General features: G+C 61.1%; 25 protein-coding genes. 12 read left to right on the top strand and 13 right to left on the bottom strand.

Translation table 11 applies throughout. The features are described 5' to 3' along the window. Positions 1-19: 19 nt before the first annotated feature. From gyrA to ssb, 3 genes are all read right to left on the bottom strand, one after another. Entirely contained in the window at positions 20-2,812 is a 2,793-nt protein-coding gene (gene gyrA, locus R3C98_RS13680; protein WP_371314625.1) for a DNA gyrase subunit A, read from the bottom strand. Between the two features lie 147 nt (positions 2,813-2,959). Continuing rightward, entirely contained in the window at positions 2,960-3,766 is an 807-nt protein-coding gene (gene blaOXA, locus R3C98_RS13675) for an OXA-1090 family carbapenem-hydrolyzing class D beta-lactamase (protein WP_371314624.1), read from the bottom strand. A 44-nt stretch (positions 3,767-3,810) separates the two neighbouring features. Next, a complete protein-coding gene (ssb, locus tag R3C98_RS13670; protein WP_371314623.1) occupies positions 3,811-4,293 on the bottom strand; it encodes a single-stranded DNA-binding protein in 483 nt (160 codons plus the stop codon). Between the two features lie 261 nt (positions 4,294-4,554). Here ssb and uvrA point away from each other — a divergent pair, with 261 nt between their 5' ends. Then, positions 4,555-7,581 carry an excinuclease ABC subunit UvrA gene (gene uvrA, locus R3C98_RS13665; protein ID WP_371314622.1) on the top strand — a complete coding sequence of 1,009 codons (3,027 nt, stop codon included), beginning with the start codon at positions 4,555-4,557 and terminating at the stop codon, positions 7,579-7,581. An 18-nt stretch (positions 7,582-7,599) separates the two neighbouring features. On the opposite strand, the gene R3C98_RS13660 is transcribed toward uvrA, so the two are convergent. Both R3C98_RS13660 and R3C98_RS13655 read right to left on the bottom strand, forming a co-directional pair. Next, entirely contained in the window at positions 7,600-8,574 is a 975-nt protein-coding gene (locus R3C98_RS13660) for a hypothetical protein (RefSeq protein WP_371314621.1), read from the bottom strand. 54 nt (positions 8,575-8,628) lie between these two features. Further along, entirely contained in the window at positions 8,629-9,447 is an 819-nt protein-coding gene (locus R3C98_RS13655; protein WP_371314620.1) for a hypothetical protein, read from the bottom strand. A gap of 78 nt (positions 9,448-9,525) precedes the next feature. On the opposite strand from R3C98_RS13655, the gene trmFO reads away from it, so the two are divergent. Next, positions 9,526-10,926, top strand: a complete 1,401-nt coding sequence (gene trmFO, locus R3C98_RS13650) for a methylenetetrahydrofolate--tRNA-(uracil(54)-C(5))-methyltransferase (FADH(2)-oxidizing) TrmFO (RefSeq protein ID WP_371314619.1) — start codon at positions 9,526-9,528, stop codon at positions 10,924-10,926. Here trmFO and R3C98_RS13645 read toward each other — a convergent pair. Further along, on the bottom strand, positions 10,923-11,573 hold the full coding sequence (locus R3C98_RS13645; protein ID WP_371314618.1) for a squalene/phytoene synthase family protein: 651 nt from the start codon (positions 11,571-11,573) through the stop codon (positions 10,923-10,925). The two genes, trmFO and R3C98_RS13645, sit on opposite strands and share 4 nt — an antisense overlap. Positions 11,574-11,637: 64 nt before the next feature. Between R3C98_RS13645 and R3C98_RS13640 the strand changes: the two genes are divergently transcribed. From R3C98_RS13640 to R3C98_RS13630, 3 genes are all read left to right on the top strand, one after another. Beyond that, positions 11,638-12,246 (top strand): superoxide dismutase, encoded by a 609-nt coding sequence (locus tag R3C98_RS13640; protein WP_371314617.1) that lies wholly within the window; start codon positions 11,638-11,640, stop codon positions 12,244-12,246. Positions 12,247-12,288: 42 nt separating this feature from the next. Next, positions 12,289-12,951, top strand: a complete 663-nt coding sequence (locus R3C98_RS13635; protein WP_371314616.1) for a zinc ribbon domain-containing protein — start codon at positions 12,289-12,291, stop codon at positions 12,949-12,951. A gap of 182 nt (positions 12,952-13,133) precedes the next feature. Beyond that, entirely contained in the window at positions 13,134-14,687 is a 1,554-nt protein-coding gene (locus tag R3C98_RS13630) for a DEAD/DEAH box helicase (RefSeq protein WP_371314615.1), read from the top strand. A 74-nt stretch (positions 14,688-14,761) separates the two neighbouring features. Here the strand turns inward: R3C98_RS13630 and R3C98_RS13625 are convergent, their stop codons facing one another. Then, on the bottom strand, positions 14,762-16,198 hold the full coding sequence (locus R3C98_RS13625) for a coniferyl aldehyde dehydrogenase (RefSeq protein WP_371314614.1): 1,437 nt from the start codon (positions 16,196-16,198) through the stop codon (positions 14,762-14,764). Positions 16,199-16,358: 160 nt separating this feature from the next. Between R3C98_RS13625 and R3C98_RS13620 the strand changes: the two genes are divergently transcribed. The 3 genes from R3C98_RS13620 (at position 16,359) to R3C98_RS13610 (ending at position 18,227) form a co-directional block, all read left to right on the top strand. Further along, positions 16,359-17,153 carry an enoyl-CoA hydratase/isomerase gene (locus tag R3C98_RS13620; protein WP_371314613.1) on the top strand — a complete coding sequence of 265 codons (795 nt, stop codon included), beginning with the start codon at positions 16,359-16,361 and terminating at the stop codon, positions 17,151-17,153. Positions 17,154-17,238: 85 nt separating this feature from the next. After that, on the top strand, positions 17,239-17,727 hold the full coding sequence (locus R3C98_RS13615; RefSeq protein ID WP_371314612.1) for a DUF3291 domain-containing protein: 489 nt from the start codon (positions 17,239-17,241) through the stop codon (positions 17,725-17,727). Further along, positions 17,724-18,227: a phosphoglycerate mutase family protein gene (locus R3C98_RS13610; protein WP_371314611.1), complete on the top strand. Its 504-nt coding sequence runs from the start codon at positions 17,724-17,726 to the stop codon at positions 18,225-18,227. Before R3C98_RS13615 ends, R3C98_RS13610 begins: the two co-directional genes overlap by 4 nt. A gap of 109 nt (positions 18,228-18,336) precedes the next feature. Here R3C98_RS13610 and R3C98_RS13605 read toward each other — a convergent pair whose 3' ends face one another. Genes R3C98_RS13605 through R3C98_RS13585 form a run of 5 tightly spaced genes read right to left on the bottom strand, consistent with a single transcriptional unit; the run spans position 18,337 to position 21,351 of the window. Further along, positions 18,337-18,690 (bottom strand): TfoX/Sxy family protein, encoded by a 354-nt coding sequence (locus R3C98_RS13605; RefSeq protein ID WP_371314610.1) that lies wholly within the window; start codon positions 18,688-18,690, stop codon positions 18,337-18,339. Continuing rightward, complete coding sequence (locus tag R3C98_RS13600) at positions 18,690-18,953, bottom strand: DUF3253 domain-containing protein (RefSeq protein ID WP_371314609.1); 264 nt, start codon at positions 18,951-18,953, stop codon at positions 18,690-18,692. The genes R3C98_RS13605 and R3C98_RS13600 overlap by 1 nt, the downstream gene beginning before the upstream one ends. Then, complete coding sequence (locus R3C98_RS13595; RefSeq protein WP_371314608.1) at positions 18,950-19,414, bottom strand: NUDIX hydrolase; 465 nt, start codon at positions 19,412-19,414, stop codon at positions 18,950-18,952. Before R3C98_RS13595 ends, R3C98_RS13600 begins: the two co-directional genes overlap by 4 nt. Positions 19,415-19,423: 9 nt before the next feature. Next, positions 19,424-20,113, bottom strand: a complete 690-nt coding sequence (locus R3C98_RS13590) for a hypothetical protein (RefSeq protein WP_371314607.1) — start codon at positions 20,111-20,113, stop codon at positions 19,424-19,426. Next, positions 20,107-21,351, bottom strand: a complete 1,245-nt coding sequence (locus R3C98_RS13585) for a serine hydrolase domain-containing protein (protein ID WP_371314606.1) — start codon at positions 21,349-21,351, stop codon at positions 20,107-20,109. Before R3C98_RS13585 ends, R3C98_RS13590 begins: the two co-directional genes overlap by 7 nt. 180 nt (positions 21,352-21,531) lie before the next feature. On the opposite strand from R3C98_RS13585, the gene R3C98_RS13580 reads away from it, so the two are divergent. Beyond that, positions 21,532-22,629, top strand: coding sequence for an acyltransferase family protein (locus R3C98_RS13580; RefSeq protein WP_371314605.1), 1,098 nt, complete (start codon positions 21,532-21,534; stop codon positions 22,627-22,629). 13 nt (positions 22,630-22,642) lie between these two features. Here R3C98_RS13580 and R3C98_RS13575 read toward each other — a convergent pair whose 3' ends face one another. Beyond that, the gene (locus R3C98_RS13575) at positions 22,643-23,803 is read right to left on the bottom strand and encodes an acyl-CoA dehydrogenase family protein (protein ID WP_371314604.1); all 1,161 of its coding nucleotides are present in this window, start codon (positions 23,801-23,803) and stop codon (positions 22,643-22,645) included. Positions 23,804-23,905: 102 nt separating this feature from the next. On the opposite strand from R3C98_RS13575, the gene R3C98_RS13570 reads away from it, so the two are divergent. From R3C98_RS13570 to R3C98_RS13560, 3 genes are all read left to right on the top strand, one after another. Beyond that, positions 23,906-24,358, top strand: coding sequence for a PaaI family thioesterase (locus R3C98_RS13570; RefSeq protein ID WP_371314880.1), 453 nt, complete (start codon positions 23,906-23,908; stop codon positions 24,356-24,358). After that, a complete protein-coding gene (locus R3C98_RS13565) occupies positions 24,355-25,143 on the top strand; it encodes an SDR family NAD(P)-dependent oxidoreductase (protein ID WP_371314603.1) in 789 nt (262 codons plus the stop codon). Before R3C98_RS13570 ends, R3C98_RS13565 begins: the two co-directional genes overlap by 4 nt. 84 nt (positions 25,144-25,227) lie before the next feature. Next, a complete protein-coding gene (locus R3C98_RS13560; protein ID WP_371312574.1) occupies positions 25,228-26,184 on the top strand; it encodes an IS481 family transposase in 957 nt (318 codons plus the stop codon). Positions 26,185-26,189 lie beyond the last annotated feature (5 nt).

Here is a 26,189-nt window from a genome sequence, read left to right as displayed (position 1 = left end):
GTTCGTGCAAATGCCGCGCTTATTCAGCGCCGCCGCCCTCTTCCATAGCGGTTTCAGCGTCTTCCACAAGGCGAGCAACGGACACAACGCGCTCTCCTTCCGCTGTCCGGAGGACCCAGACGCCGCCGGTCGAGCGACCGGCGATGCGGATCTGTTCAACCGGGGTGCGGATCAGCTGGCCAGCATCGGTGACGAGCATGACCTGGTCACCCTCATCGACCGGGAAGGACTGGGCCACTTTCTTGACCGGGCCCTTCTTCTTGTCCCGCCCCCAGATGTTCTGGGCGACGAGGCCTTTGCCACCGCGGCCGGTGACACGATAGTCATAGGCGGAGGAGCGCTTGCCCATACCGTCGTCTGCAATCGTCAGCACGAATTCCTCAGCGGCGCCGAGCTCAGCCAGGCGCTCGGTGGAGAGCGAGGCTTCTTCGGTGGTCTCCTCATCATCGTCGGAGACTTCCTCTTCCTCACCCGTCGCAGCGCGGCGCATGGCGGCCGCGTGCTTGAGGTAAGCGCGTGCTTCTTCGGACGTGACATCGACATGGCGCAGGATGCCCATCGAGATCACTTCATCGCCATCTGCCAGACGGATACCGCGCACACCGGTCGAATTGCGGCCGGCGAAGACACGCACATCCGTGACCTGGAAGCGGATACACTGGCCAAGCGCAGTGGTCAGCAGGATATCGTCCTTCTCGGAACAGATCTTCACGCTGACGATACCGTCGTCGGCATCCTCTTCCAGCTTCATGGCGATCTTGCCGTTGCGGTTCACGCGAATGAAGTCCGACAGCTTGTTGCGGCGGACCGTGCCCGTCTTGGTAGCGAACATGACGTCCAGCTCGTTGCGGGACTCTTCATCGTCCGGCAGAGGCATCACGCTTTCGATGCGCTCATCGGCCGCCAGCGGGAAGATGTTGACCAGCGCCTTGCCACGCGAGGTCGGTCCGCCAACCGGCAGGCGCCACACCTTCTCCTTGTAGACCATGCCGGCCGAGGAGAAGAACAGCATTTCCGTATGCGTCGTTGCCGAGAAGAGCTGGACGACGAAATCGTCTTCCTTCATCGACACGCCCGAGCGGCCCTTGCCGCCGCGATGCTGCGTCCGGTAGGTCGAAAGCGGGGTCCGCTTCACATAGCCGCCATGGGTGACGGTGACGACCATGTCCTCGACCTCGATTAGGTCTTCGTCTTCCATGTCGATACCGCCGGCCGTGAACTCGGAACGGCGCGGAATGGCGAACTTTTCCTTCACTTCCGTCAGCTCGCCCTTGACGATGTCGCGGATGCGCTGGCTGGACCGGAGAATGTCGAGATAGTCGGCAATTTTCTCCGACAAGCCCTTGGCTTCATTGCCAATTTCATCGCGTCCAAGACCGGTGAGACGGGACAGTTGCAGCGCCAGGATGGCGCGGGCCTGCTCGTCAGACAGGTAGATCGTGTCGCCGTCGCCCTTGCGCGTGCGCCGGTCCGCGATGAGGTCAAGCAGCGGCCCCATATCCATGATCGGCCATGCCTTTTCGAGCAGGGCGATACGGGCGGAGTTCGGATCAGGCGAGTAGCGGATGATGCGGATGACTTCGTCGATATTGGCCACAGCCATGGCAAGGCCGACGAGAACATGGGCCCGGTCGCGCGCCTTGTTCAGGTCATGCTTGGTGCGCCGGACAACGACTTCCTGACGGAAGGCGATGAAGCAATCGAGCACCTTGCGCAAATTCATAAGTTCCGGACGGCCGCCATTCAGCGCCAGCATGTTCACCGGGAACGAGTTCTGCATCTGGCTGAAGCGGTAGAGCTGGTTCAGCACCACTTCGGCGCTCGCATCCTTCTTCACCTCGATCACGACACGGATGCCGTGACGGTCGGATTCGTCGCGCAGGTCCGCGATGCCCTCGATCCGTTTCTCGCGCACCAGCTCAGCGATCTTGGTGATCATCGCTGCCTTGTTCACCTGGTAGGGAATTTCGGTGACGATAATGGCCTGGCGCCCGTTCCGGGCTTCCTCGATATCGGTCTTCGCACGAACGATCACACTGCCGCGGCCTGTCAGAAGCGCCTTTCGGGAGCCGGACATGCCCATAATCTGGCCGCCGGTCGGGAAATCCGGCCCAGGAACGATTTCACACAGGGCGTCATCGTCAATCGTCGGATCGTCGATCACGGCAATCGTTGCGTCGACCACCTCGCCCAGATTGTGCGGCGGGATGTTCGTTGCCATGCCGACCGCGATGCCGCCGCCGCCATTGACCAGAAGGTTCGGGAACTGGGCCGGAAGGACCATCGGCTCCTGTTGGGAGCCGTCATAGGTGTCCTGGAAGTCGACCGTATCCTTGTCGATGTCGGCGAGCAGATGCGTCGCCGCCTTCATCATCCGGGATTCGGTGTAACGCATGGCGGCCGGCGGATCGTTGTCGATCGAGCCGAAATTGCCTTGACCATCGACCAGAGGCAGCCCCATCGAGAACGGCTGGGCCATCCGCACGAGCGCATCATAGATGGCGCTGTCGCCGTGGGGGTGATAGTTACCCATCACGGCGCCGACGATGTTCGCCGATTTCTTGTAGGGCTTGTCCGGCGTATTTCCGTTGACCTGCATGGCATACAGGATGCGCCGGTGCACCGGCTTCAGGCCATCGCGTACGTCAGGCAGTGCCCGGCTGACGATGACACTCATCGCATAGTCGAGATAGGAGCTTCTCAGCTCGGATTCGATGGAAACGGGCTCAATGCCGTCCGGCAGGACGCCACCGCCATCACCGCCGTTCTCAGGGGTTTCCGGGTCTTCCGGAGGGGTCGTTTCGTCGCTCATGAGAAACTCGTGTCTGCTGCAGAGGGCGCGCGGGAATCGCGCATCAGAATACTGTTATTTGTCTAGCATTTCGGGGCGCCAAAACAAACCGGAAAGCCCCGAAAATTGCAGTGATTCAGGGGCAAAAAAACGGTTTTACTACAAGGCTCAGGGCACAGGCAGCGCGCCGATGTCCTCGAGCGCCTGCCGCACGGCCGCCGGACGCTTCGGAATGTCCGTTTCAGGCGTCACCACATCCAGGTTGAAGGCGAACACATAGGTGCCCGGCGCCTGACCGCCCAACTGTTCCAGCCAGCCGACATACCAGCCTATGTCCTGCTCATCTTCGCTGCTGTACCAGCCGGTCTTGGCGTGGAGACGCCAGTTTTCGCCCTCCTCCGCCAGCATGACGGGTAAAGCCAGCTCATAGGTCCGATCCGACAGGGGCAATTCATGCCGCACCAGACGCGTCAGGAAGGCCACCTGCTCGCGTACGGAGATGCGGAGCGGGCCACGCAGCCAATAGGACGTGATGTCCTCCGGTGCGCCTGTGTCGGCGTTGCCGTAGCCGAAAGCGGCCAGCCAGCCACGCAATGCCTCGCTGCCGATACGCGGCGTGATGGTCTGGTAGATCCAGACCGTCGAGTGGCGGAAGGCGTCCGCCAGGGTTTGGCTCTTGTTCCAGGCCGGCAGGAACCGTGTCTGCCCGTCCCACTCAAACCATTCGTCCGGGCCAGAGACCGCGCCGGTTTCAATGGCGATCAGCGTGTGCGGAATCTTGGATGTGGAAGCGGCGACAAAGCGCTCGTCCACCCGGCCACCGCCACTGGACCATGTCATTCCATCCTCCAGGCGGACAATCAGCAGGGCAGAGTGAGACGGATCCGCCCCGGCACTTTCTACAGAAGTTTCAACGCCTTGCTCAAGATTCCCGGACGCAGCCGTTGCGCATGCCGCAACGGCCAGAACTGCCATTGCTAGCAGCTGCCGAAACAACGCCCCGACCATTGCGGGCTGCCTTAGAACGGGATCTCGTCGTCGAGGTCGTGGCTGGCAAAGCTCTCTTGCGGGCCACTCATCTGGCGCGCGCCGCCACCACCCTGGGAGTAGCCGCCGAAATCGCCACCAGCAGATCTGCCACCGCCTTCACCGCGGCTGTCGAGCATGGTCAGCGTGGAATTGAAGCCGCGCAGCACGACTTCAGTCGTGTAGCGATCCTGCCCATCCTTGTCCTGCCATTTGCGGGTTTCAAGCTGGCCTTCGATGTACAGCTTCGAGCCCTTCTTCACGTAATTCTGAACCACGCGGACAAGGCCCTCGCTGAACACGGCGATGCGGTGCCATTCGGTCCTTTCGCGGCGCTCGCCCGTGTTCTTGTCCTTCCAGGTTTCAGACGTCGCGAGCGAGAAGCTGGCCACCTGTCCGCCATTCTGGAACTGGCGGACCTCAGGATCCTGGCCAACATTCCCTACGAGGATGACTTTGTTCACTGATCCTGCCATGGTTGAAACTCCGCTCCGATCTGATCCGTTTCGTATTCGATTCGACTCTTTTACCCCGATGGAGCCTTCCTGTCGCCTGCCGGGAAGCGGCAGCGGCCGGTCTGTCCACAAGAGATGACTGCTGACACATTTTTGCAGCAGCAAACCAATGTTCACATTTTGTTCTTGTCGTCAAGCTGGACTCGCGACACACATAAGCACTAGCACCAATCCAATTCCCGTTTTGCAGACGTAACGAGCAAACAGCCCGAAAGTCCTGTCATGGCCGAGTCCCCCTTCATCCGCGTTCGCGGCGCCAAGGAACACAATCTCAAGAACATTGACGTGGACATTCCGCGTGGCGAACTCGTCGTGATGACCGGCCTCTCCGGCTCGGGCAAATCCTCGCTGGCGTTCGACACGATTTATGCTGAAGGCCAGCGCCGCTATGTCGAGAGCCTTTCGGCCTATGCGCGCCAGTTCCTCGAACTGATGCAGAAGCCGGACGTGGAGAGCATCGAAGGCCTCTCGCCCGCCATCTCCATCGAGCAGAAGACAACCAGCCGGAACCCGCGTTCCACCGTGGGCACGGTGACCGAGATCTACGATTATATGCGCCTCCTCTGGGCGCGCGTGGGCGTGCCGTATTCGCCCGCCACCGGCTTGCCGATCGAGAGCCAGACGGTCAGCCAGATGGTCGATCGCACGCTGGAGTTGCCGGAAGGCTCCCGCCTCTACCTGCTGGCACCAATTGTTCGTGGCCGGAAGGGTGAATACCGCAAGGAATTCGCCGAACTCCTGAAAAATGGCTACCAGCGCGTGAAGGTCGATGGGGAGTTCTACGAACTCGAAAGCCCGCCCAAGCTCGACAAGAAGTTCAAGCACGACATCGACGTCGTGGTCGACCGGATCGTCGTTCGTGAAGGCATGGAACAACGCCTCGCGGAAAGCTTCGAGACGGCGCTGAACCTCGCCCAAGGCATCGCCATTGCCGAATTCGCGGACAAGACCGATGATGACGAAGAACCGCGGCGCATTACCTATTCGGCCAATTTTGCCTGCCCGGTCTCCGGCTTTACGATCCCGGAAATCGAACCGCGCCTTTTCTCTTTCAACAATCCGTTCGGCGCCTGCCCGACCTGCGACGGCCTTGGCGAACAGCTGAAAATCGATGCAGGCCTCGTCGTGCCGGACAAGGACCTCGACCTGATGAACGGCGCCATCGCGCCATGGTCCAAATCGACCTCACCCTACCAGACCCAGACGCTGCAGGCGCTCGCAGACCACTACGGCTTTGACCTCAAGAGCAAATGGAACAAGCTGTCCCAGAAGGTTCAGGACGTCATTCTCTTCGGCACGGGCGAGGAGGAGATCGACTTTGTCTATGATGACGGCATGCGCCGCTATGAAGTGACGAAGACTTTCGAAGGTGTCATTCCGAACCTTGAACGCCGCTACCGCGAAACCGACAGCCAGTGGGTGCGCGAGGAGATCGGCAAGTTCCAGGCCGCTGCGCCCTGCCCGGCCTGTGGCGGCAAACGCCTGAAGCCCGAAGCGCTCGCAGTGAAGATTGCCGGGCTGGATATTTCCGATGCCGGTCAGTTCTCGATCCGGGAAGCTGGTGAATGGTTCTCCGTCGCGCACAAGACGCTGACAAAGCAGCAGAACCAGATTGCCTCCCGCATCCTGAAAGAGATCAACGATCGCCTGGTCTTCCTCAACGATGTCGGTCTCGACTATCTCAGCCTGTCCCGCGCGTCCGGTACGCTGTCAGGTGGGGAAAGCCAGCGCATCCGTCTTGCCAGCCAGATCGGCTCCGGCCTGACCGGCGTTCTCTATGTTCTGGACGAGCCAAGCATCGGCCTGCACCAGCGCGATAATGAGCGCCTGCTGGAAACGTTGAAACGCCTGCGCGATCTCGGCAATTCCGTCATCGTGGTGGAGCACGACGAGGATGCGATCCTCACGGCAGATCATGTCATCGACATGGGCCCGCGCGCCGGGGTGCATGGTGGCGAAATCATCGCCGAAGGGACGCCTGCCGACATCCTGAAATCCAGGGACAGTCTGACGGCTGACTATCTGAACGGCACGCGCGAAATCGCGATCCCGAAGCGCCGCGTGGTCGAAAAGGCGAAGCGAAAGATCACGCTCAAAGGCGCGACGGGAAACAATCTGAAGAATGTCAGCGCGACGATCCCGCTCGGCAGCTTCACCTGCGTGACAGGCGTTTCCGGTGGCGGTAAGTCGACCCTCATTATCGAGACGCTGTACAAGGCCTTGGCGCGCAAGCTGAACGGAGCATCCAGCCCGCCGCTGCCCTATGAAAGCATTCAGGGCCTCGAACATCTCGACAAGGTGATCGACATCGACCAGAGCCCGATTGGCCGCACGCCGCGCTCCAACCCGGCGACCTATACCGGCGCCTTCGGCCCGATCCGCGACTGGTATGCCGGCCTGCCGGAAGCCAAGGCCCGCGGCTATGCGCCGGGCCGGTTCAGCTTCAACGTGAAGGGCGGCCGCTGCGAAGCCTGCGAAGGCGACGGCGTCATCAAGATCGAGATGCACTTCCTGCCAGACGTCTATGTCACTTGCGAGACTTGCAAGGGCCAGCGCTACAATCGCGAAACGCTCGAAGTAAAATTCAAGGGCAAGTCCATCGCCGATGTGCTGGACATGACCGTGGAAGACGGCGCGAAATTCTTCTCCGCCGTTCCTGCCATCGCCAACAAGCTGGAAACGCTGAACCGGGTGGGCCTTGGTTATATCAAGGTCGGCCAGCAGGCGACCACCCTGTCAGGCGGTGAAGCACAACGCGTGAAGCTCGCCAAGGAGCTTTCAAAGCGTGCGACCGGCCGTACGCTGTACATCCTGGATGAACCAACAACTGGCCTGCACTTCGAAGACGTACGCAAGCTGCTGGAAGTGCTGCATGAACTGGTCGATGGCGGGAACACCGTTCTGGTCATCGAGCACAATCTGGACGTCGTGAAGACGGCCGACTGGGTGCTGGACATCGGGCCGGAAGGTGGCGATGGCGGCGGCCAGTTGATCGCGGCCGGGACGCCGGAGGATATCGCCGCCTCGAAGGAAAGCTGGACCGGGCGGTTCCTGACCGAAACTTTCCGCCGCCAGGACGAACGCCGCGCCGCCCGCAACAAGCGGGCAAAGCCGGCAGCGGCTGAGAAGAAGAAAGCCAGCAAGACGGAGGCAAAGAAGCCTGCTTCTCAGGCCGCGGGAAAAAAGCCCACTGCGAAAAAAGCCCCCGCCAAGGCAAGCAAGACCAGGGCGGCAACCTCCGCCAAATAGGCTGAGGCATTGAGCTGGTTAGTCGAATTCGGAAACATTCAACGCGTCGTCCACGCCGCCACGCGGGTCGTGCCTTGCGGCAAAGGCAGCCGGGCCATGTACGATGTGCATCAGCAATCCTGACAGGAAGTAGCGGATGAAGGTGTACACTAGTAGGCCCGCGATGAGTGCAGGTGAGAAGAGGTTCTCCAAGTCAGAAATATCGTCGACCCAAACGACGGAACCCACCAAAATCGGCATCACCAGCATCTCGAGTATTGAGGCAGCAAAACCAACTACCAGGCCGCCGACGACAGCGAGGATCAGATAGGCGCCAAGGATCGGCCAGAACCGGCCCCGTGATGCGATCCACGCATCGCCGAACGCAATTTTTCCTTCCTTCAGGGTCATCGCGAAGACCGGTGCAAAACGCGTTGCGAAGAAGACATAGAACGGAAATGTCAGCAGGAAGAACACAGAAACGATTCCGGCGCGGCTGAGCATCGAGATGGTGAATTGCTCTTCGGTGATATCTCCGCGGTAAAAGTCCGTGATCAGGCCGAATACAGGCAACATGACGAGCATTGGCAGCAGGAAGATGACCGACGGCACGAGAAACCAGACAAGACCGGCACCGACCATTCGCATCTCGTCAGCCCCGAAGCGGAGGGAGAAATCCTGATCCCGGATGTATCGCCGCTGGGTCGCCGCCGTGAACATGGCCCAAACGACGATGCTGGCGATACCGCTCAGGATTGCCAGGGGGATCAAGCCACGCATCACATTGAAAATCGTGCCGAAGACGACGCCCGGGTCGTCGATGCCGGAGTTTTCCAGCTGCTCTATCGCCTCGATAAAGCGGAACAGCGTGTCTTTCATCAGCCAGACACCCAATGCCGACAGGGCAGTGCTGACCAGCGCAAATGCCAGGGCATATTTCCAGAGGAATGACCGCGCGTGGGCCGCGCGGAAGGCAAACATCAATGCCCCGTCGAATGTGAACCGGCTGGCCATGCTGCGTCCCTCCGCTCTGCCACGCAGGCGCGAAACTAAGCCGGTTCGGGGCGCTTAGGCAACGCTGGCGGGAGGGTGCACGGCCCGCAATGCTGCCACAGCGAGACCATGTCCAGCCAGAATGAATGGCACCTGCAGGAACAACCCGCTGACTCCCGTCGCAAAAACGGCAACCTCACCCTGCCCGGCAACGCTGATGATCACCAGGTTCGCGATATAGCCCACCAGGAAGGGCAGCACATGGGTGACCAGGCTCGCCGCGCCGAAGCGCAACACATCGCCTTTCGTCCAACGCCATGTGCGGAACACCATGACACGCCCCATTTGCACCGTCGCTGCCCCGGCGAGCAGCAAGCGCAGGGCGAGGAACGCCAGGCCGCCAAGTCCGGTCGCATAAACGATGGAAAGCGCCCAGCCATAGGGGGTCGACATCATGCCGGCCAGTGCAGCGGGGATCTGCTCATCTGCTCCTTCGGCGGCGAGATCTACAAGGCCCGACAGCTGCAGCATCACCACACCAAAGATGCCGACGAAGAAAAAGATGAAGAAGCTGATGAAGAAAAAGGCGAGATAGACGGCGAGGTTCATGTGCATCAGGGCCATGAACGCCCCTTTCGCCTCCGGGATCATCGCCCGGTAGATCATCAGCGACGCCTGCACCCCGGCAAGGAACAGGACGGCCAACGCCGCCAGCGTCAGCATCGTACCGCCAGCGCCCGTGGTCAGCGCCCATTTATAGAATCCACCCATCAATGCCAACAGGGCCAGCCATGGCAGGCCCGGCAGCGCAGCCTGCGCGGCGAGGCGCCAGGCCTGTACAATCAGGTCCGGTATGGAGGGCGAAGGTGCCGGGGATGCGGTATCAGAATCCATGCAGAATGCCTTACCGCCCCAAGCCTCAGCCGCAAACCCCGTCTTGACGGAACCTGCCGGCCTGCGCATGTCCCGGCAATGAGCATCAAACCTATCCATATCATCGGCGGCGGCATGGCCGGATCGGAAGCGACCTGGCAGGCAGCGAATGCCGGCGTGCCAGTGATCCTGCACGAAATGCGCGGCGTGAAGGGCACCGAAGCCCACCAGACCGACAAGCTGGCAGAGCTGGTCTGCTCCAACTCGTTCCGGTCCGACGATCATACCTCCAACGCCGTCGGCGTGTTGCACGAAGAGATGCGCCGCGCGAACGGCCTGATCATCTCCACCGCCGCCGAACACCAGGTACCGGCCGGCAGCGCGCTGGCGGTTGACCGGGAAGGTTTCGCAGAGGCGGTCACGGCAAAACTGGAAGCCCATCCGAACGTGACCATCGTGCGGGAAGAAATCGCCGGTATTCCGCCGGAAGATTGGGACAGTGTGATCGTGGCCACCGGCCCGCTCACCTCCATCCCGCTCGCGGAGGCGATCCACGCCCACACCGGCGAAGATGACCTTGCCTTCTTTGATGCCATCGCACCGATCGTCTATTTCGACTCCATCGACATGGATAAAGCCTGGCGCCAGAGCCGTTATGACAAGCCGGGGCCCGGCGGCGACACGGCGGCCTACATCAACTGTCCGCTGACGGAAGAGCAGTACAACGCCTTCATCGACGCGCTGATCGCCGGTGACAAGACTGAGTTCCGCGACTGGGAAAAGGACACGCCCTATTTCGAAGGCTGCCTGCCGATCGAAGTGATGGCAGAACGTGGCCGCGAGACGCTGCGCTTCGGCCCCATGAAACCGGTCGGCCTGACCAACCCGCACCAACCGGACGTAAAGGCCCACGCCATCGTCCAGCTACGCCAGGACAATGCCCTCGGCACGCTGTGGAACATGGTCGGCTTTCAGACCAAGCTGAAATACGGCGCCCAGACCGATATCTTCCGGATGATCCCCGGCCTCGAAAAGGCTGAGTTCGCACGACTTGGTGGCATTCACCGCAACACGTTCCTGAACTCACCAAAGCTGCTGGATGCCCAGCTGCGCATGAAGTCGATGCCGCGCCTGCGTTTTGCCGGTCAGGTGACGGGTGTGGAAGGCTATGTCGAGAGCGCAGCCATGGGCCTGCTGGCCGGACGGTTCGCCGCGGCCGAGCGCCTTGGCCGCACGTTGGATGCGCCGCCGCCAACCACGGCGCTCGGCGCGCTCATCACGCACATCACTGGCGGCCACCTCGAAGGCAAGCAGACCTTCCAGCCGATGAACGTCAATTTCGGCCTCTTCCCGGATATCGAGGACTTCCCCAAGAAGGACGAAAACGGCAAACGCCTGCGCGGCAAGGCCAAGGGCCGCGCCAAGAAAGGCGCCCAGGCTGCGCGCGCGCTACAGGACATCGATGCGTGGCTGGCCGCGCAGGCCGCGGAAACCGTCTAGACCTGACCCGTCCGGATGGCTTTCAGGATGCTGAGGCGCTTGGTGACGGCGTCCGGCTCCCCCTTTTCGCTGTAGTGCTTGCGCAGGCGATAGTGGGCGACGGCCGGACGGATGGATTTCGGCACAGGCTTCACATGAGGCCCGAAGGCTTTTGTCTCTGACCGGCGGAGCGCTGCGTAGGCTGGCGCGACTTCGCCGATTTCCTCGGCCCAGTCATGATGGCTGGTCAGCATGCTCGCGGCGATCAGGGCGAGCCAGGCTTCCGGTTCCCTGCTGCGGTCTTCCGCAACGAAGGCGGCCTCATAACCATCGACCAGTCTTTGCATCGCGGCAGGCTTCAGCTGGCCGGAGGCAACCTCTTCGGCAATGGCGAGGCAGACATCATGCTCGCGCGGGGGCTTGCCCGCTTCCAGCTCATTCAGCGCTTCGCGCCACCACTGGAACCGGATCAGTCCCAGCGTCTCCTCCGAAACCGCCAATCGCACGCGGGCCAGCTCATAGGCGAGCGCATAGAGCGCCGTCAGGGCCTTTCGCTGAGCAGAAGGCGCGTAGCGGCTGGAGATCCAGCGATCCTCATCAACCTTGCGGACCCGCTTGTCGATTGCGGCCCACTGTGTTTTGGAAAGGGGGGTAGTCTTGTTCGGCATGGAACCCATATGTCGGATGACGCGCTTCTCTACCAGATACATACCTGCAAGAAAGGAATTCCAGATGGCATTCACACTTCCCGATCTTCCCTATGGGCGTGACGCACTGGCCCCGCACATTTCCGAACAGACATTGAATTTCCATTATGGCAAGCACCATCAGGCCTATGTCACAAACCTGAACGGCCTGATCGAAGGCACCGACCTCGAAAGCAAGTCGCTCGAGGAAATCGTCAAGATCTCTGCAGCGGATGCGTTGAAAGCCGGCATGTTCAACAATGCCGCGCAGGTGTGGAACCACACCTTCTACTGGCACTCGATGAAGCCGGGCGGCGGCGGCAAGCCGCATGGCAAGGCAGCTGAACTGATCGACCGTGACCTCGGCGGCTATGATGAATTCGCCAAAGCGTTCAAGGCTGCTGGCGGCACGCAGTTCGGTTCCGGCTGGGCCTGGCTGGTCCTGAAGGATGGCAAGCTGGCCATCACCAAGACACCGAACGCCGAGACCCCGCTGACCGAAGAAGGCACCACCCCGCTGATGACTATGGATGTGTGGGAACACGCCTACTATCTCGACTACCAGAACTCCCGCCCTGGCTACATGGACACGTTCCTGAACAGCCTGGTGAACTGGGACTTCGTGAACCAGAACCTCGCTGACGCGGGTGCATAATTGAGGTAGGGTCCCTGCGGTGAATGTCGTGGGGACCCGACCATGTTCTGTACGCAGTGCGGCCGAGAGTTCGGCGAGACTGATAATTTCTGCGCCGGATGCGGCGCCCCGCGCAGCAGCGCAAATTCACCGCCCCTTCAGGAAACAGACCCGTCCGTCGACTGGCGTGCGTCAACCGATTCGCGCCTGATCATGAATCATCCCGAGGTCCGAGCCCGGGTCGAGAAAGTCACGGGCGCCAATCCGCAAGGCATGACGGCGGAACGCTTCTATGAACTTGCCCGCCCCGTCATGATGATCACAGGCGCCGGCCCGGCTCCGCCACTGAAGCTGCTGAAGGATGTGGCCTTGCCGCTCTACGCGAAGTTCGGCGTCAAATCCCATACCGAGCTGTCACAGGGATTCCGCAATGGATTCGGCGAAACGCTGGCCGCCGTCCTCTGCTCTCTCGCCAGCCGCAGCCAGCCTGTCGAGAACATCGCCGATGCCACCGACGGCTGTGTGATCACCTCGAAGATGGCGTCTTCCATCTGGTCATGGGAAGGCACCATGATCGTCACGCTTGAAACCCGGCCAGAGGGAACGCTGGTTAAGGGTGCGATCACGGTGCCGGGGCAAACTTCAGACTGGGGCAAGGCGAAGCGGGTCCTGCAGGACCTGATCGACGATGTCGGCAAATACCGGGACACGCCTGCCGGAAGCTGACTCCGGGCCCTGAACGCAGCCCCTTCACCTGACGCCCGAAATACACTATGTGCAGCGCACAAGACGCTCCGGGCATGGAAAGCGCCCGGTCCGTGGAACGCACATGGGTGTGCGGAAAGCGGAATGTTGGCGGCCATACGGGCCGCACCGGGTAACAACTTCCATCTCAGGAACGACAGACTTTGACTGAAACAACTTTTGCTGACCTCGGGCTTGGCCCGAACATTCTCAAGGCTTTGGACGAAGCGGGTTACAAGACCCCGACGCCGATCCAGGCCGAAGCCATTCCGAACGTTATCGCTGGCCGCGACGTCACTGGTATCGCCCAGACCGGTACAGGCAAGACGGCTGCCTTCGTGCTGCCGATGATCCACCGCCTGGCCCGCGGCCGTGCGCGCGCGCGCATGCCACGCTGCCTGATCCTCTGCCCGACGCGCGAACTCGCGGCGCAGGTTGCCGAGAACTTCGAAAAATATGGCAAGTATTTGAAGCTCACCATGGCGCTGCTCATCGGCGGGGTCAGCTTCAAGGAACAGGAAGGCCTGCTTCAGCGTGGGGTCGATGTCCTGATCGCGACGCCGGGCCGCCTGCTCGACCAGTTCGACCGCGGCAAGCTGCTGCTGATGGGCGTGGAATATTTCATCATCGATGAAGCCGACCGCATGCTCGACATGGGCTTCATCCCGGACATCGAGAAGATCTGCACCAAGCTGCCGCCGCGCCGCCAGACCCTGCTCTTCTCCGCAACCTTCCCGTCCGACATCCAGCGCCTTGCCAAAACCTTCCAGAAGGATCCGATCAAGATCGAAGTCGCCCGCCCGACCGATGCGGCGACAACGATCACGCAGCATGTCGTCCATCTGCCGACCGACAGCGCGAAGGCAAAGCGTACGGCCCTGCGCCGCGTGATCGAAGCCTGTGATGTGAAAAACGGCATCGTCTTCTGCAACCGCAAGGTCGAGGTGGACATTGTTGCCGCTTCACTCAGCAAGCATGGCCATGACGCCGCACCGATCCATGGCGACCTGCCGCAATCGGTGCGTTCCGAGACCCTGCAGAAATTCCGCGATGGCGACCTGAAGCTGCTGGTGGCGTCCGACGTCGCAGCCCGCGGCCTCGACATTCCGGATGTCGGCCACGTGTTCAATTACGCACCGCCGCCGAAGGATGAAGACTACATCCACCGCATTGGCCGGACGGGTCGTGCCGGGCGTACCGGTGAAAGCTATACGATCGTTTCTCCGGTCGACGAGAAATCCTGGGGCTTCGTCCTCAAGATGATCGACAAGGATGTCGAAGAGTTCATGCCGGAAGGCCTGCTCGAAGAGATCGAAAACCTGCCGCCGGAAGAAAAATCCGGACGCGGACGGCGTGGCAGCCGTGACCGCGACAGCAGCCGCAGCCGTGGCGGGCGTGGCGATCGCTCACGCGGTGGGCGCAGCCGTGGCCGCCGTGAAGAGGCCGAAACCGAAACGGCGGAAGCCGTCGCCGAGGTGACGGAAGTCGCGCCCCAGGAAGAAACTCCGGCAGCGCCTGAAACAGAGGAACAAGCCGAAAAGCCGAAAGCCGAGAAGCCGAAAAGAGAGCGTGCCGAGCGCGCAGAACGGTCTGAGCGCAAGGAAAAGCCGAAGCGTGAACGCGATCGCAAGCGCAAGGATGACGACCTCATCCTGGAACCGGCACCGGAAAACGTCAAAGGCTTCGGCAATGACATCCCGGCCTTCCTGAAACGCTGATCAGTATCAGCCCCAAAATAAAAGCCCCTTATCCTGCAGGACAAGGGGCTTTTTCTTTTTGCCGGACCGGGCGGTTAGCGCTTCAAGCTACCCTGGACTTGCTTGCGGAATTTCTCGCCATAGGGCGGGCGGATCATGGAAATCATCTCGCTGCCCGTCTGTGTAAAGACGGATTTCTTGTGGCTGAATTCCATGAAGCCCTCCCGGCCATGATAGGAGCCCATGCCTGACGGCCCGACGCCGCCAAAGGGCAGGTCTTCCTGGCCGACATGCATGATCACATCGTTCACCGTCACACCACCGGATGTGGTGTTGTTGAGCACCATGTCCTTTTCCGCAGCGTCTTCACCGAAATAGTAGAGACCCAGCGGACGGTCATGGGCGTTGATGTAGGCGATCGTGTCCTTGGTGTCGGAATAGGATTTGATCGGCAGGATCGGACCAAAGATTTCGTCCTGCATCACTTTCAGATCGTCGGACGGATCGACGATAATGTGCGGTGGGATCTTGTGGTGCGGCTGCTGGGAGAAGTTCTCCCCGGTCGGATTGATCTCGATGACCTCAGCACCTTTCGACTTCGCTTCGTCGATATAGCCCATGATCCGGTCATAGTGGCGCTGATTCACGATGGATGTGTAGTCGTCATTATCCTTCAGGCCACTTGGGTACATCGTCTCGATGGCCTTGGTCGCGGCGGCGACAAAGTCGGACGTCTTTTCCTTCGGCACAAAGGCATAGTCCGGCGCGAGGCAGATCTGGCCTGCGTTCAACGCCTTGCCCGCCATGATGCGGGTCGCCGCCTTCTGCAGGTCAGCCGACCGGCCCAGCACGACCGGGCTCTTTCCACCAAGCTCCAGCGTCAGCGGAACGAGGTTGTCCGCCGCAGCGCGCATGACGTGGTGAGCGATGGACGTCGCACCGGTGAACAGGATGTGGTCGAAGGCGAGCTTGGTGAACTCGGCGCCGATCTCCGGCCCGCCGGTGATCACGGCGACTTCTTCCGCGTCATAGTACTGTTCGATCGCCTTCTTCATCACTTCAGACGTGATCTCGGTGAATTCGGACGGCTTGATCATGCAGCGGTTCCCCGCCGCGAAGACGCCGGCGAGCGGCGTGAAGGTCAGGTTGACCGGGAAGTTCCACGGGCTGATGACGCCGATAACGCCTTTCGGCTGGTACTGGATCTGCGCCTTCGCGCCGAGCAGGCCGAGCGGGAATTCCGGCCTGCGCTTTTCCGGGCGCATCCATTTGGCAACATGCTTCTTCGCATGTTTCAGCGCGCCGATAGAGCCGGCGATGTCGGTGAAACCCGACTGGTCCTTCGAGCGGTGGCCAAAGTCCTGGCACATCGCATCGACCAGTTCGTCATTATAGGTGATCAGCAGGTCTATGGCCTTGTCGATCCATTCGATCCGCTTGGCGACCGACGGGATGCCGTCGCGAATATGGGCAGCCTTTTGCCGCGCGAGAATGCCAGACATGCCGGCGGTGGGGGCGCTATCGAGGGCCATGGATCCGATCTCCCTGCTTATCGGTTGTTCTGAACAGTGTAGCGCACGTTCAGGGCTTAACAATGGGAGATTGAGCTTGCCGCCGGGTGAGGCGTTCACAAGCCGCGCGGGGCGGCTAGATTGCCGTCAGATCACCAGACACGCCAAAGGGAGGGCGACCATGAGCTACGAGCTGATTTCCTATGAATTGAAGGGCAATATCGCGGTCATCGCCTTCAACGATCCGAAAACGATGAATGCCTGCGGTGTCGATACTGCTCAGGAGATGCTGCACGCCCTCGAAAAGGCGGCTGATGAAGCCCGCTGCACCGTCATCACGGGCAATGGCCGGGGCTTTTGCTCAGGCGCCAATCTCGGCAAGGTCTCGGGCCCGTCCCTCAGCCATCCTGGCTCCAAGCCGGATGCCGGCCGTCCGCTGGATACTCACTACAATCCGATGGTTATCGCCATCCGCGAGCACCCCCATCCGGTGATCACCGCGATCAACGGCGCGGCTGCCGGTGTCGGCTGCTCGATCGGCCTGATGGGCGACCTGATCGTGGCCGCGAAAAGCGCCTATTTCATGCAGGCCTTCCGCCGCATCGGTCTGGTGCCGGATGGCGGCTCGACCTGGCTTCTGGCCCGCAATGTCGGCCGTGTCCGCGCCATGGAGATGGCTCTGCTCGGCGAAAAACTCCCTGCAGACAAGGCACTGGAGTGGGGCATGATCAACAAAGTGGTCGAGGATGACCAGTTGATGGCAGCCGCCATGGAATGGGCGGAAACGTTGTCGACAGGCCCGACCGTGGCCCTGGCCGGCATGCGCAAGCTGATCTGGGATGCCACCGAAACCGGGATGGGCGATGCCCTGCACGCAGAGCGCATGGCACAGCGCACCGCGGGCCGGACGGCGGACTTCGCGGAGGGCGTGAAGGCCTTCCTCGAAAAGCGCCCGGCCGAATTCCACGGAAAGTAACCTAAGATTTATACTCTCTACCGACCGGCCTTTAAGAATGGGGTAATTCCTTCTCGGTATTTCCTTCCCATTCAGGAGGCTGGGGATGGATTATCGCCTTGTTCATTTCAACTGCGCGCGCCCAATTGGGGCGTTCAGTCTGGAAAATGAGTTTATTCGAGTTTTTGTAAGCATCATGCCGCGTGTTTTTGCGGATGCCGCTGATTTTGAAGGCCTGCATTTCCACCGCCACGGCGTGCGCCGTCCTGACGGTGTGTGGATGCCTTTGGACGGAATTTTTCCATATCCGGAAGGCATGGGGGCACCGGATGTGTCGACAATGGGGGGCTGGGCTTCGCTTGAGCGCCTTCGGGAATTCTCGTATTCCGGACGGACTCACCCGCCGAGCATGCGGCGCCTGGCGGCGGAAATCGACCGTTCTGCCGGCCCGAGCTTCGTGATGTGGTGGGCGCCGAAGGAAGAGAGAGTGACCCTGGAGGACGGATGGCAAAAGCTGCAGCACCTGAGAGAACACGGCTCCACGCCGGAGGCCTTCTCCCTCGACGAACCGATGGATCGTCCCATCGCCGCATGAGCCTGACGCGCCGCGGCGCCATTGCCGCGCTTTCCTTCCTGGCCCTCGGCGCATGTGCCAGCGCGCCTGCTGTTCCAGACACGACCATCTACCTTGTCCGTCACGCGGAAAAACAGGCCGGTGATAATCCGGACCTGACCATCGTGGGTCGTGCCCGCGCCGAGATCCTGTCGCAGCGACTACAGGATGTGAGCCTGACTGATATCTGGTCAACCGACACGAAACGCACAATCGAGACCGCCAAACCGGCCTCGAAACGCACCGGCCTTCCCATCCAGATCTATGATGCCGACCGCCAGGCCGCCTTCGCAACCCGGCTGAAATCCACCCCCGGCACGATTCTGGTCGTCGGCCATTCCAATACGATACCAGATCTTGTGGGCCTGCTTGGCGGCAAGCCCGGCGCCCCGATCGTGGAGGCCACAGAGTATGACAGGCTCTACGTCGTGACGGTGACCAAGGGCCGGGCGAAGAGCGAACTGCGCCGCTACGGAGAATAGTTTTTACTACCGTAAAGAGAATTCCGGTGTTGGATAAGTCGCCCTTCAGACCGTTTAAATCCAATGTAAAGACCGTGTAAACGCCGTGTATAGCGGCGTCTGACGGGCCCTATTTGCGCTTTTTCGCTTTTGCGGCCAGTGCCACGGCGAACGCCTTGCGGCCCCATTCGCTGGCGAGGTCTGCCTCGTCCATCGCGTCCGGCGGCAAGCTGACATAGCCCATGTCCGTCTGCTTGCCGTCGCTCGGCCGGGTCCAGATGAAGGGCTCGCAGCCTTCTGCTTCCAGTTCCGCGCGCAGAGCCGCATCGGTCTTCAGATAGATGACGTCATCCGCCAGCAGCGCGAACATCAGCCCGTCCTTGAAGACACCCGCGCCGCCGAACATGCGCCGGACGCTGACCGGCCCCATCGGCGCGAACAGCTCCATCACGAATTCATGGAACGGGTCTGGCGGCTTTGCCATCAGGACGCCGCGGGGCGCCCGAGCCGGTAGACGCCCTTGAAGGCTTCCGGGTCCTCCACCGGCTTGCCCTTCCGGTAGATCAGGACCGTGCCTTCCTTGTGCAGGCGGATCGCCTCGGCCCGCACATCCTTCAGGACGCGCTGGAAATTCTTGTCGCTGACGGCCCGGGCCGCCTGCTCCGCACTGATCGACTTGCCGGGACCGGCCGTCTCGGTCAGCTCGAGGATCGCTTCGCGGACAGGGTTGGTGGATGGCTCGCTCATGTCTGGGGCGTTTCCTTCAGTTGATCGACAAGATCGGCGAAGTTCTCCGGAAACACGGGATCCTGCAAGGCTCGGATATCATCGGATGTGAGCCAGGAAACCTGTTCAATCATTTCCTGCTCCACCGGCTCCCAGCCGGACCGGTCCACATCGCGAGACGCCACACGCAGACAGAAGTAACGTTCGTCCGCCTCCACACGGTTCCCGAATGGGCCGGTGAACACCACATAGCGGCGGTGCACTTCGGCAGAGAGTTCACCCGTGAAGCCTGTCTCTTCCGCCAGTTCCCGCCGGGCGGCCTCCTCATAGGATTCGCCCTCATCCACCGCACCGCCGGGCGTCGCCCAGAAAGTCCGATCCGGAAAGCGGAACCGGAACAGCAGCGCCCAGCCCGCCTGATCAAGAATGATGAGCCGGGCGCTGGGCCGTTGTTGCGGCGGGGGAACATCAGGCAACGTCACGATGGGGCGCTAAGGTTGCATCACGCCCGCCCACACGTCACGCCCCAATTCAGGCAGGGTCGCCCGCAGGGAGTTCAGCCGATCTGAATCGGCTTTTGAAGTCGATGGTAATTGCGACACTGTCAGAGCAATTTCGTCGATGTGGCCGGCAAGTTCGTCAAACGGCGCATCGAATACCAAGCAGCCAGAATTATAAACCCACCCCCTGTCTGCCAAGAATGACAGAACTTTCTGGTCAGCCTCCGAACGAGGCCCGTCCAAAAGCGTCAAACCAGACATAGCCGCTGTACTTTCCGCTCTCCAGTCTTCAACAAGCTGCGCCGCCGCGGACAGGGCGTCCACCGCCTCGCCCGGAAGATTTCTGCTGACTGCCGCTTCGGCGATAGCCGTGTACGCCAGATACGAACGGAACTCCGGACGGGTGATATTCGGGCCATTCCCTGCGCGACCCGCCCCGCAACCGTAAAAGCACTTATCCCCGTCTGGGCCGGAAAGCGCCATGTAGCGGTCAGAAAAGTCGCGAAGCGCTGCACGCTCGTCATCAACATCCTGATACGGACGCCCGATGAAGTCCTGATACATCTCCCCGGCGGAGGAGTGCACATGCTTGTAGCTTGCCCAATACTGCGCTTGCGCCGAGCCTGCCGCGAGAAGCACCAGGAAAAAGACCGTAAAAAGCTGCCTGAAGAGGATCACCAATCAACCGCCGCGTAAGCCAGTTGCTGGAACTGGGGCCGCATCGGATAGGACGAGGAGGGCATCAGCTGGGTCATCTGGATACCGATGAGTTCCTCTTCCGGATCAATCCAGAAGAAGGTGGAGGCAAGGCCGCCCCAGCTGAACGTGCCTTCGCTGCCCGGCTGCTGCGTATCCACAACATCGGTGACGACCGAGCCGCCGAGGCCAAAGCCCGTGCCGCCGGTGATCACTTCGCTGAACAGGGACCGGCCCATTTCCCGGATCGTCTGCCCGCCGGGCAGATGGTTCTGGCGCATGAATTCCCAGGTCTTGGGGCTGATGATGCGGGCGCCGTCCAGCGTGCCGCCGCGCAGCAGCATGAGACAGAACCGGTGGTAGTCGCGCACCGTGGAGACGAGGCCGCCGCCGCCATTCAGCAGTTTCGGACGCTTCGAATAGAGTTTCGAGGAGGCACCCGCACCGTCTGACTGTTTCACTTCGCCCGTGATCGGGTGGCGCTCATAACAGGCCATCAGCCGGTCGATCTTGTCTTCCGGTACCCAGAATTCCGTATCGACCATGCCGAGCGGACCAGTGATCCGCTCCCGGAAGAATTCGTCCAGCTCCATTCCGGAGGCGATTTCGACGATGGCGCCCAGCACGTCGGTGGAGTGGCTGTACCACCACTCGTCGCCCGGCGAGCATTCCAGCGGCAGTTTTGCGAGGCGGCGCGCCATGTCCTGCAGCGTCTCGTCCGGCCGGCCGATCTTTTCCTTCCGGTAAAGCGCGTCGACTTCCGACTGCATCATGAAGCCATAGGTGAGGCCGGATGTGTGGGTGAACAGGTCCAGCACTTTCATCGGCCGGTCAGGCTTGCGTGTCTTGTAGTCTTCGCGGCTGCCGCTGTCGAAAACTTCGACATCGGCAAATTCGGGAATGTAGCGGGCGACGTCATGTTCGAGACGCAGCTTGCCTTCCTCGAACAGCATCATCGCGGCCAGCGAGGTGATCGGCTTGGTCATCGAATAGATGCGGAAGATCGTTTCCGGGCCGATGGGCTTGCCGCCATTGAATTCGGTCGTGCCACGATAATCTTCCAGCGCGATCTCGCCATTGCGGGAAACCAGTGTCGCCATGCAGGGCAGCTTGCCGGTGTCGAGATAGTTCTTCTCGAAGAAGTCCGGAACCGCCGCGAGGCGATCCGCATTAAGTCCAACATCGGACGCCGTGGCCGGTTGAATATCGCCTACGTCTGCCATTTCATTTCCCTTGTCTGTTTTCCCGTTATTGTGACGCTCCGGGGGCAAGACGCAACCCGCTTGTGAGCCCCTCCATGGCACAGGGCTTGCACCGGAACGGGGCGTCAGCAAGGATATTTCTGGTCCGGCTGCGCTGAAATGCCAGCGCCGGTCTCCTTTTGTAGAATGCGGGAGGGATGTTTGGCATCCTCGAACAAGGCTCAACTTAACCAGCTGCAGGTGCTTCGGGCTTATGCCGCGATGATTGTGGCGCTGGCTCACATATTCCACGAGCTCGATCCCGTATTCGGCACGCACATGTTCGAAAATGTCTGGTACGATCTCAGGTCGGGCGTCGACCTGTTCTTCGTGCTCAGCGGTTTCATCATTGTCTTTGTGACGGGCAGGCATTTCGGGAATGCTTCCTACCGGCCCAATTTCTTCTACCGCCGCATAACCCGGATCGTGCCCATCTACTGGGTGTACACCAGCCTGATGCTGGCCATCGTGCTCGCAGCCCCGTCTCTGGCCGCGTCGGTGAAAACGTCACCCGAACATACGATCGCGTCCTACCTGTTCATACCCTGGCCGAACCCGGACGGCGCACTCGGCCCCCTGCTCGGGGTCGGCTGGACCTTGCTGTATGAGATGATGTTCTACGTCACCTTCACCTTCGTGATCGGCCTGAAAATGTGGCGGGCGATTGGCGCGCTGGCGGTGGTGTTCATCGGTCTTGTCGTGGCGCGGGCGCTGTTCCACACGCAGATGCCGTTTTATCTCGACTACTGGTCGAACCCCATGATCCTCGAATTCCTGGCCGGCGCGGTGATCGCAGGCCTGTACCTGCAGTTCCGCACCCGGTTCCACTGGGCCTTGGGCCTCGGCCTCACCCTGTTCGCTTTCGCCTGGTATGCCATAGGTTGGCATATGCCGGCCTTTGCCGGACAGGAGCGGGTTGTCTTGCTGGGTATCCCTTCGGCCCTGATCATCTTTGCCCTGACCTTTGGTACGAAGGGTCTGCCGGCCGGTCTGAAATGGCCGCACTGGCTGGTGGTCGTCGGCAACAGCTCCTACAGCCTCTATCTCTCCCATTTCTTCACCATCGGCGCCAGCGTGGCGATCCTGGAAAAGCTTGGTCTGATCCAACGCCTACCAGCCGTGTCCTGGATCCTGCCAATTCTGGCAGTCTGCGTTATTGTCGGACTTGTGTCCTACTTGCTGATCGAAAAGCCTGTCATGGAATTCGCCCGCCGGCAGGAACCGAAGCTCCGGAAACGGCCGGTCGCCGGCGGGGTCTGAAAATCCAATTTGCCTAGAGCTTGCCGGTCTTGGCGGCGCGGGCCAGCTCGCGGGCGATAATGATCTGCTGGATCTGGCTGGTGCCTTCATAGAGGCGGAAGATACGCACGTCGCGGTAGAAGCGCTCGATGCCATAGTCGGAGACGTAGCCGGCACCGCCGAACACCTGCACCGCGCGATCAGCCACGCGGCCGCACGCCTCGGTGGCGAACAGCTTCGTCGACGAGGCGAGCAGGGTCACGTCTTCGCCTGCATCGCGGCGGCGGGCCGCATCCATGATCATGCACTCGGCGGCATAGGTCTCCGCCTGGCTGTCGGCGATCATCGCCTGGATCATCTGGTGCTCCATGATCGGCTTGCCGAACTGCTTGCGCTCCAGCGCGTAGTTCACCATTTCGCGGATGAGGCGCTTGGAGACGCCGGTCGCCACAGCCGAGATGTGCAGGCGGCCCTTATCGAGCACGCTCATCGCGACCTTGAAGCCCTCGCCTTCCTTGCCGATCATGTTGGACGCCGGCACGCGGGCATCCTCGAAGATCACGTCGCAGATATGGGCGCCCTGCTGGCCCATCTTCTTCTCCGGCACACCGACGGAAACGCCGGGCGTGTTGCGCTCGACCACAAAGGCCGAAACGCCCTTGGCGCCGGGCGTGTCAGGATCGGTGCGAGCCATGGCGGTGAAAATATCCGCCTTGTTGGCATTGGTGATGAAGCGCTTGGTGCCGTTGAAGACGTAGTGATCCCCATCACGGATGGCTTTCGTCTTGAGGCCCGCGGCGTCGGAGCCAGCTTCGGGCTCGGTCAGCGCAAAGGAGGCGATCAGGTCGCCTGAAGCGACCCCCGGCAGCCACCGCTGCTTCTGCTCCTCGGTGCCGAACAGGACGAGGGCCTGCGACCCGATGCCGATATTGGTGCCCGCAACGGAACGGAAGGCCGGCGAGGTCTGGCCGAGTTCCATGGCCACCAGCGCTTCTGTCTCCATGTCCAGCTGCAGGCCGCCGTATTCCTCCGGCACGGCGATACCGAACAGGCCGAGCGACTTCATCTCGTCCACGATCGACTGCGGGACTTCGTCATTCTCTGCGACTTCGGCTTCGGCGGGCACGCACTTTTCGGTCACGAAGCGGCGCACTTGCTCGATGAGGGCGTCGCGGATCTCGGCGTCGAAGGCCATGGTCTGCTTCCTTTTCAATTCATTCTGACTGTTTGCCCGCACAATCTATTCCCCAACGGCACGCTTGTCGAAGGGTAACCGTGCGGTATCGTGCCGCCCGTAATGCTGGGAGGCGATGTGACCAAAACAATCGAGAAATCAGGCGAGTTTTCAGGCTGGCTCACATGGACGGATGATCCATTTGAACACGAGACGGCCGGGCCGTTCTATTTCAAGGTTGATGAAAATGGTCCAGTCGCCGCATTCCGGGTGAAACGCAAACATATGAACGCAAACGGCGTCGTGCATGGCGGCTGCCTGATGAGTTTTGCCGATTTCGCGCTGTTCGCCATCGGGCATGGCACGACGGATGGATTCACCGGCGTCACGGTCGCCTTCACGTCGGAGTTCATTGACGCGGTCCTGGAGAATGAACGGCTGGAAGCGCGCGGAGACGTTTTGCGCGACGGCGGTTCGCTGAGCTTCATCCGAGGAATCATCACCGGAGAAGATGGACGCCCCGTCCTGAACTTCTCCGGGACAATCAAGAAAAGAAGAGAGAGGAAACCCCTATGAGCCAGCCGCCCTATGAAGCGCTTTCGCGGTCTATCAAAGGCAAGACCGCCCTTATCACCGGCGCCGCCAGCGGCATGGGCCGGGCGACCGCACACCTTTTTGCCCGCGAAGGTGCAAACGTTGCCGTCACGGACCTGAAGCAGGACGCCGTCGATGCCGTGGTTGACGAGATCAAGGCCGCTGGCATCGACCATGTCGAAGGCTGGGCGATGGATGTGTCCGACAAGGACACGATCAAGCGCGTGATCGACGAGGCGGCGGCCCATTTCGGCGGGCTGGAAATCCTGGTCAACAATGCCGGCTTCGCCATGTTCGCCGATGTCGCCGAGGAATCCTATGAGGACTCCTGGGGCCCGACCCTGAATGTCATGCTGACCAGCCACCAGCGCGCCATTCGCGCCGCGCTGCCCTATATGCGCAAGGCAGGCTATGGCCGGATCGTGAATGTCGCGTCTACGGAAGGTCTTGGCGCGACGCCGGGCAACTCACCCTATGTCGCTGCCAAGCATGGCGTCATCGGTCTGACCCGCGGCCTCGCGGTCGACCTTGGCCGCGAAGGCATCACAGTGAACTGCATCTGCCCCGGCCCGATCCGCACCGGCATTACCGCTGGCATTCCGGACGAGCATAAGGAAATTTACGCCAAGCGCCGCGTGCCGCTGCGCCGCTACGGCATTCCGGAAGAGGTGGCCAACATGACCCTGTCCTGTGTCCTGCCGGCCGCCAGCTTCATGACAGGCGTTTTCATCCCGGTCGATGGCGGCCTGACGATTAAAAACGCCTAGGTGTGATCTTTCAATAGGTTGTCCATTCGGGCCTGACCGAGGAGATTGAGGTTGCGAGACTTCAACTCCAGGAAAGGACACCGAATGGACATCCACGAGAATGCCCGCACCACACCTCATAGTCGAGCCGAGATTGTCCGGCGTGTGATCGAGGAAGGAGAAAGCCGAAGCCGCGTCGCCCAGGCCTTTGGCGTCTGTTGCAAGACGGTCAGCAAGTGGGTGAACCGCTTCCTTGCTGAGGGCCCCGACGGCCTCAGGGAGCGTTCCTCGCGTCCGCACCGGCTGTATCGCCCTACGCCCGGCGCGACCGTGGAGAGGATCCTCAAGCTGCGTCGTCAACGCTTGCCGGGACATGAGATCGCCCACCGATGCAAGGTCTCGCCAGCCACAGTCAGTCGGATCCTCCGCGCTGCAAGGCTCAGCCGGGCGAGGGATCTCGATCCGCCTGAACCGTCCCGCCGCTACGAGCACCCAAATCCCGGCGACATGATCCACATCGACATAAAGAAACTCGGCCGCTTCGGGCGCCCCGGGCATCGCATCACCGGAAGCCGCAAGAGCAAGTCTCTCCATCGTGGTGTCGGCTGGGAGTACGTCCATGTCGCCGTGGACGATGCCTCCCGCGTCGCCTTCAACCAGATCCATCCTGACGAAAAAGCCCCCAGTGCCGTCGATCACCTGAAGGCCTGCGTGGCTTACTATAATCGCCTCGGCATTACCGTCCGGCGTGTGATGACAGACAATGGGGCATGTTATCGGTCTGACGCCTTCAGGAATACCTGTCGTGAGCTCGGCCTCAGACATGTCCGCACCAAACCCTACACGCCCCGGACGAACGGAAAAGCCGAACGCTTCATCCAGACCGCCCTCAGGGAATGGGCCTACGCAAAATCCTACGACACATCAGACCACAGAGCCGCATGCCTCGATGACTGGACGCATCGATACAACTTCCATCGACCGCATGGCGGGATTAAAAATCAAACACCCATCAGTCGACTCGGTCTCTCCGAGGACAACCTGTTGAGAGTCCACACCTAGGCCAT

It is taken from the genome of Hyphomonas sp. (assembly GCF_041398465.1).
GTDB lineage: Bacteria > Pseudomonadota > Alphaproteobacteria > Caulobacterales > Hyphomonadaceae > Hyphomonas.
The sequence above is the reverse complement of the archived record's forward strand: the minus strand, read 5'-3'. Positions and strand labels throughout refer to the sequence as shown.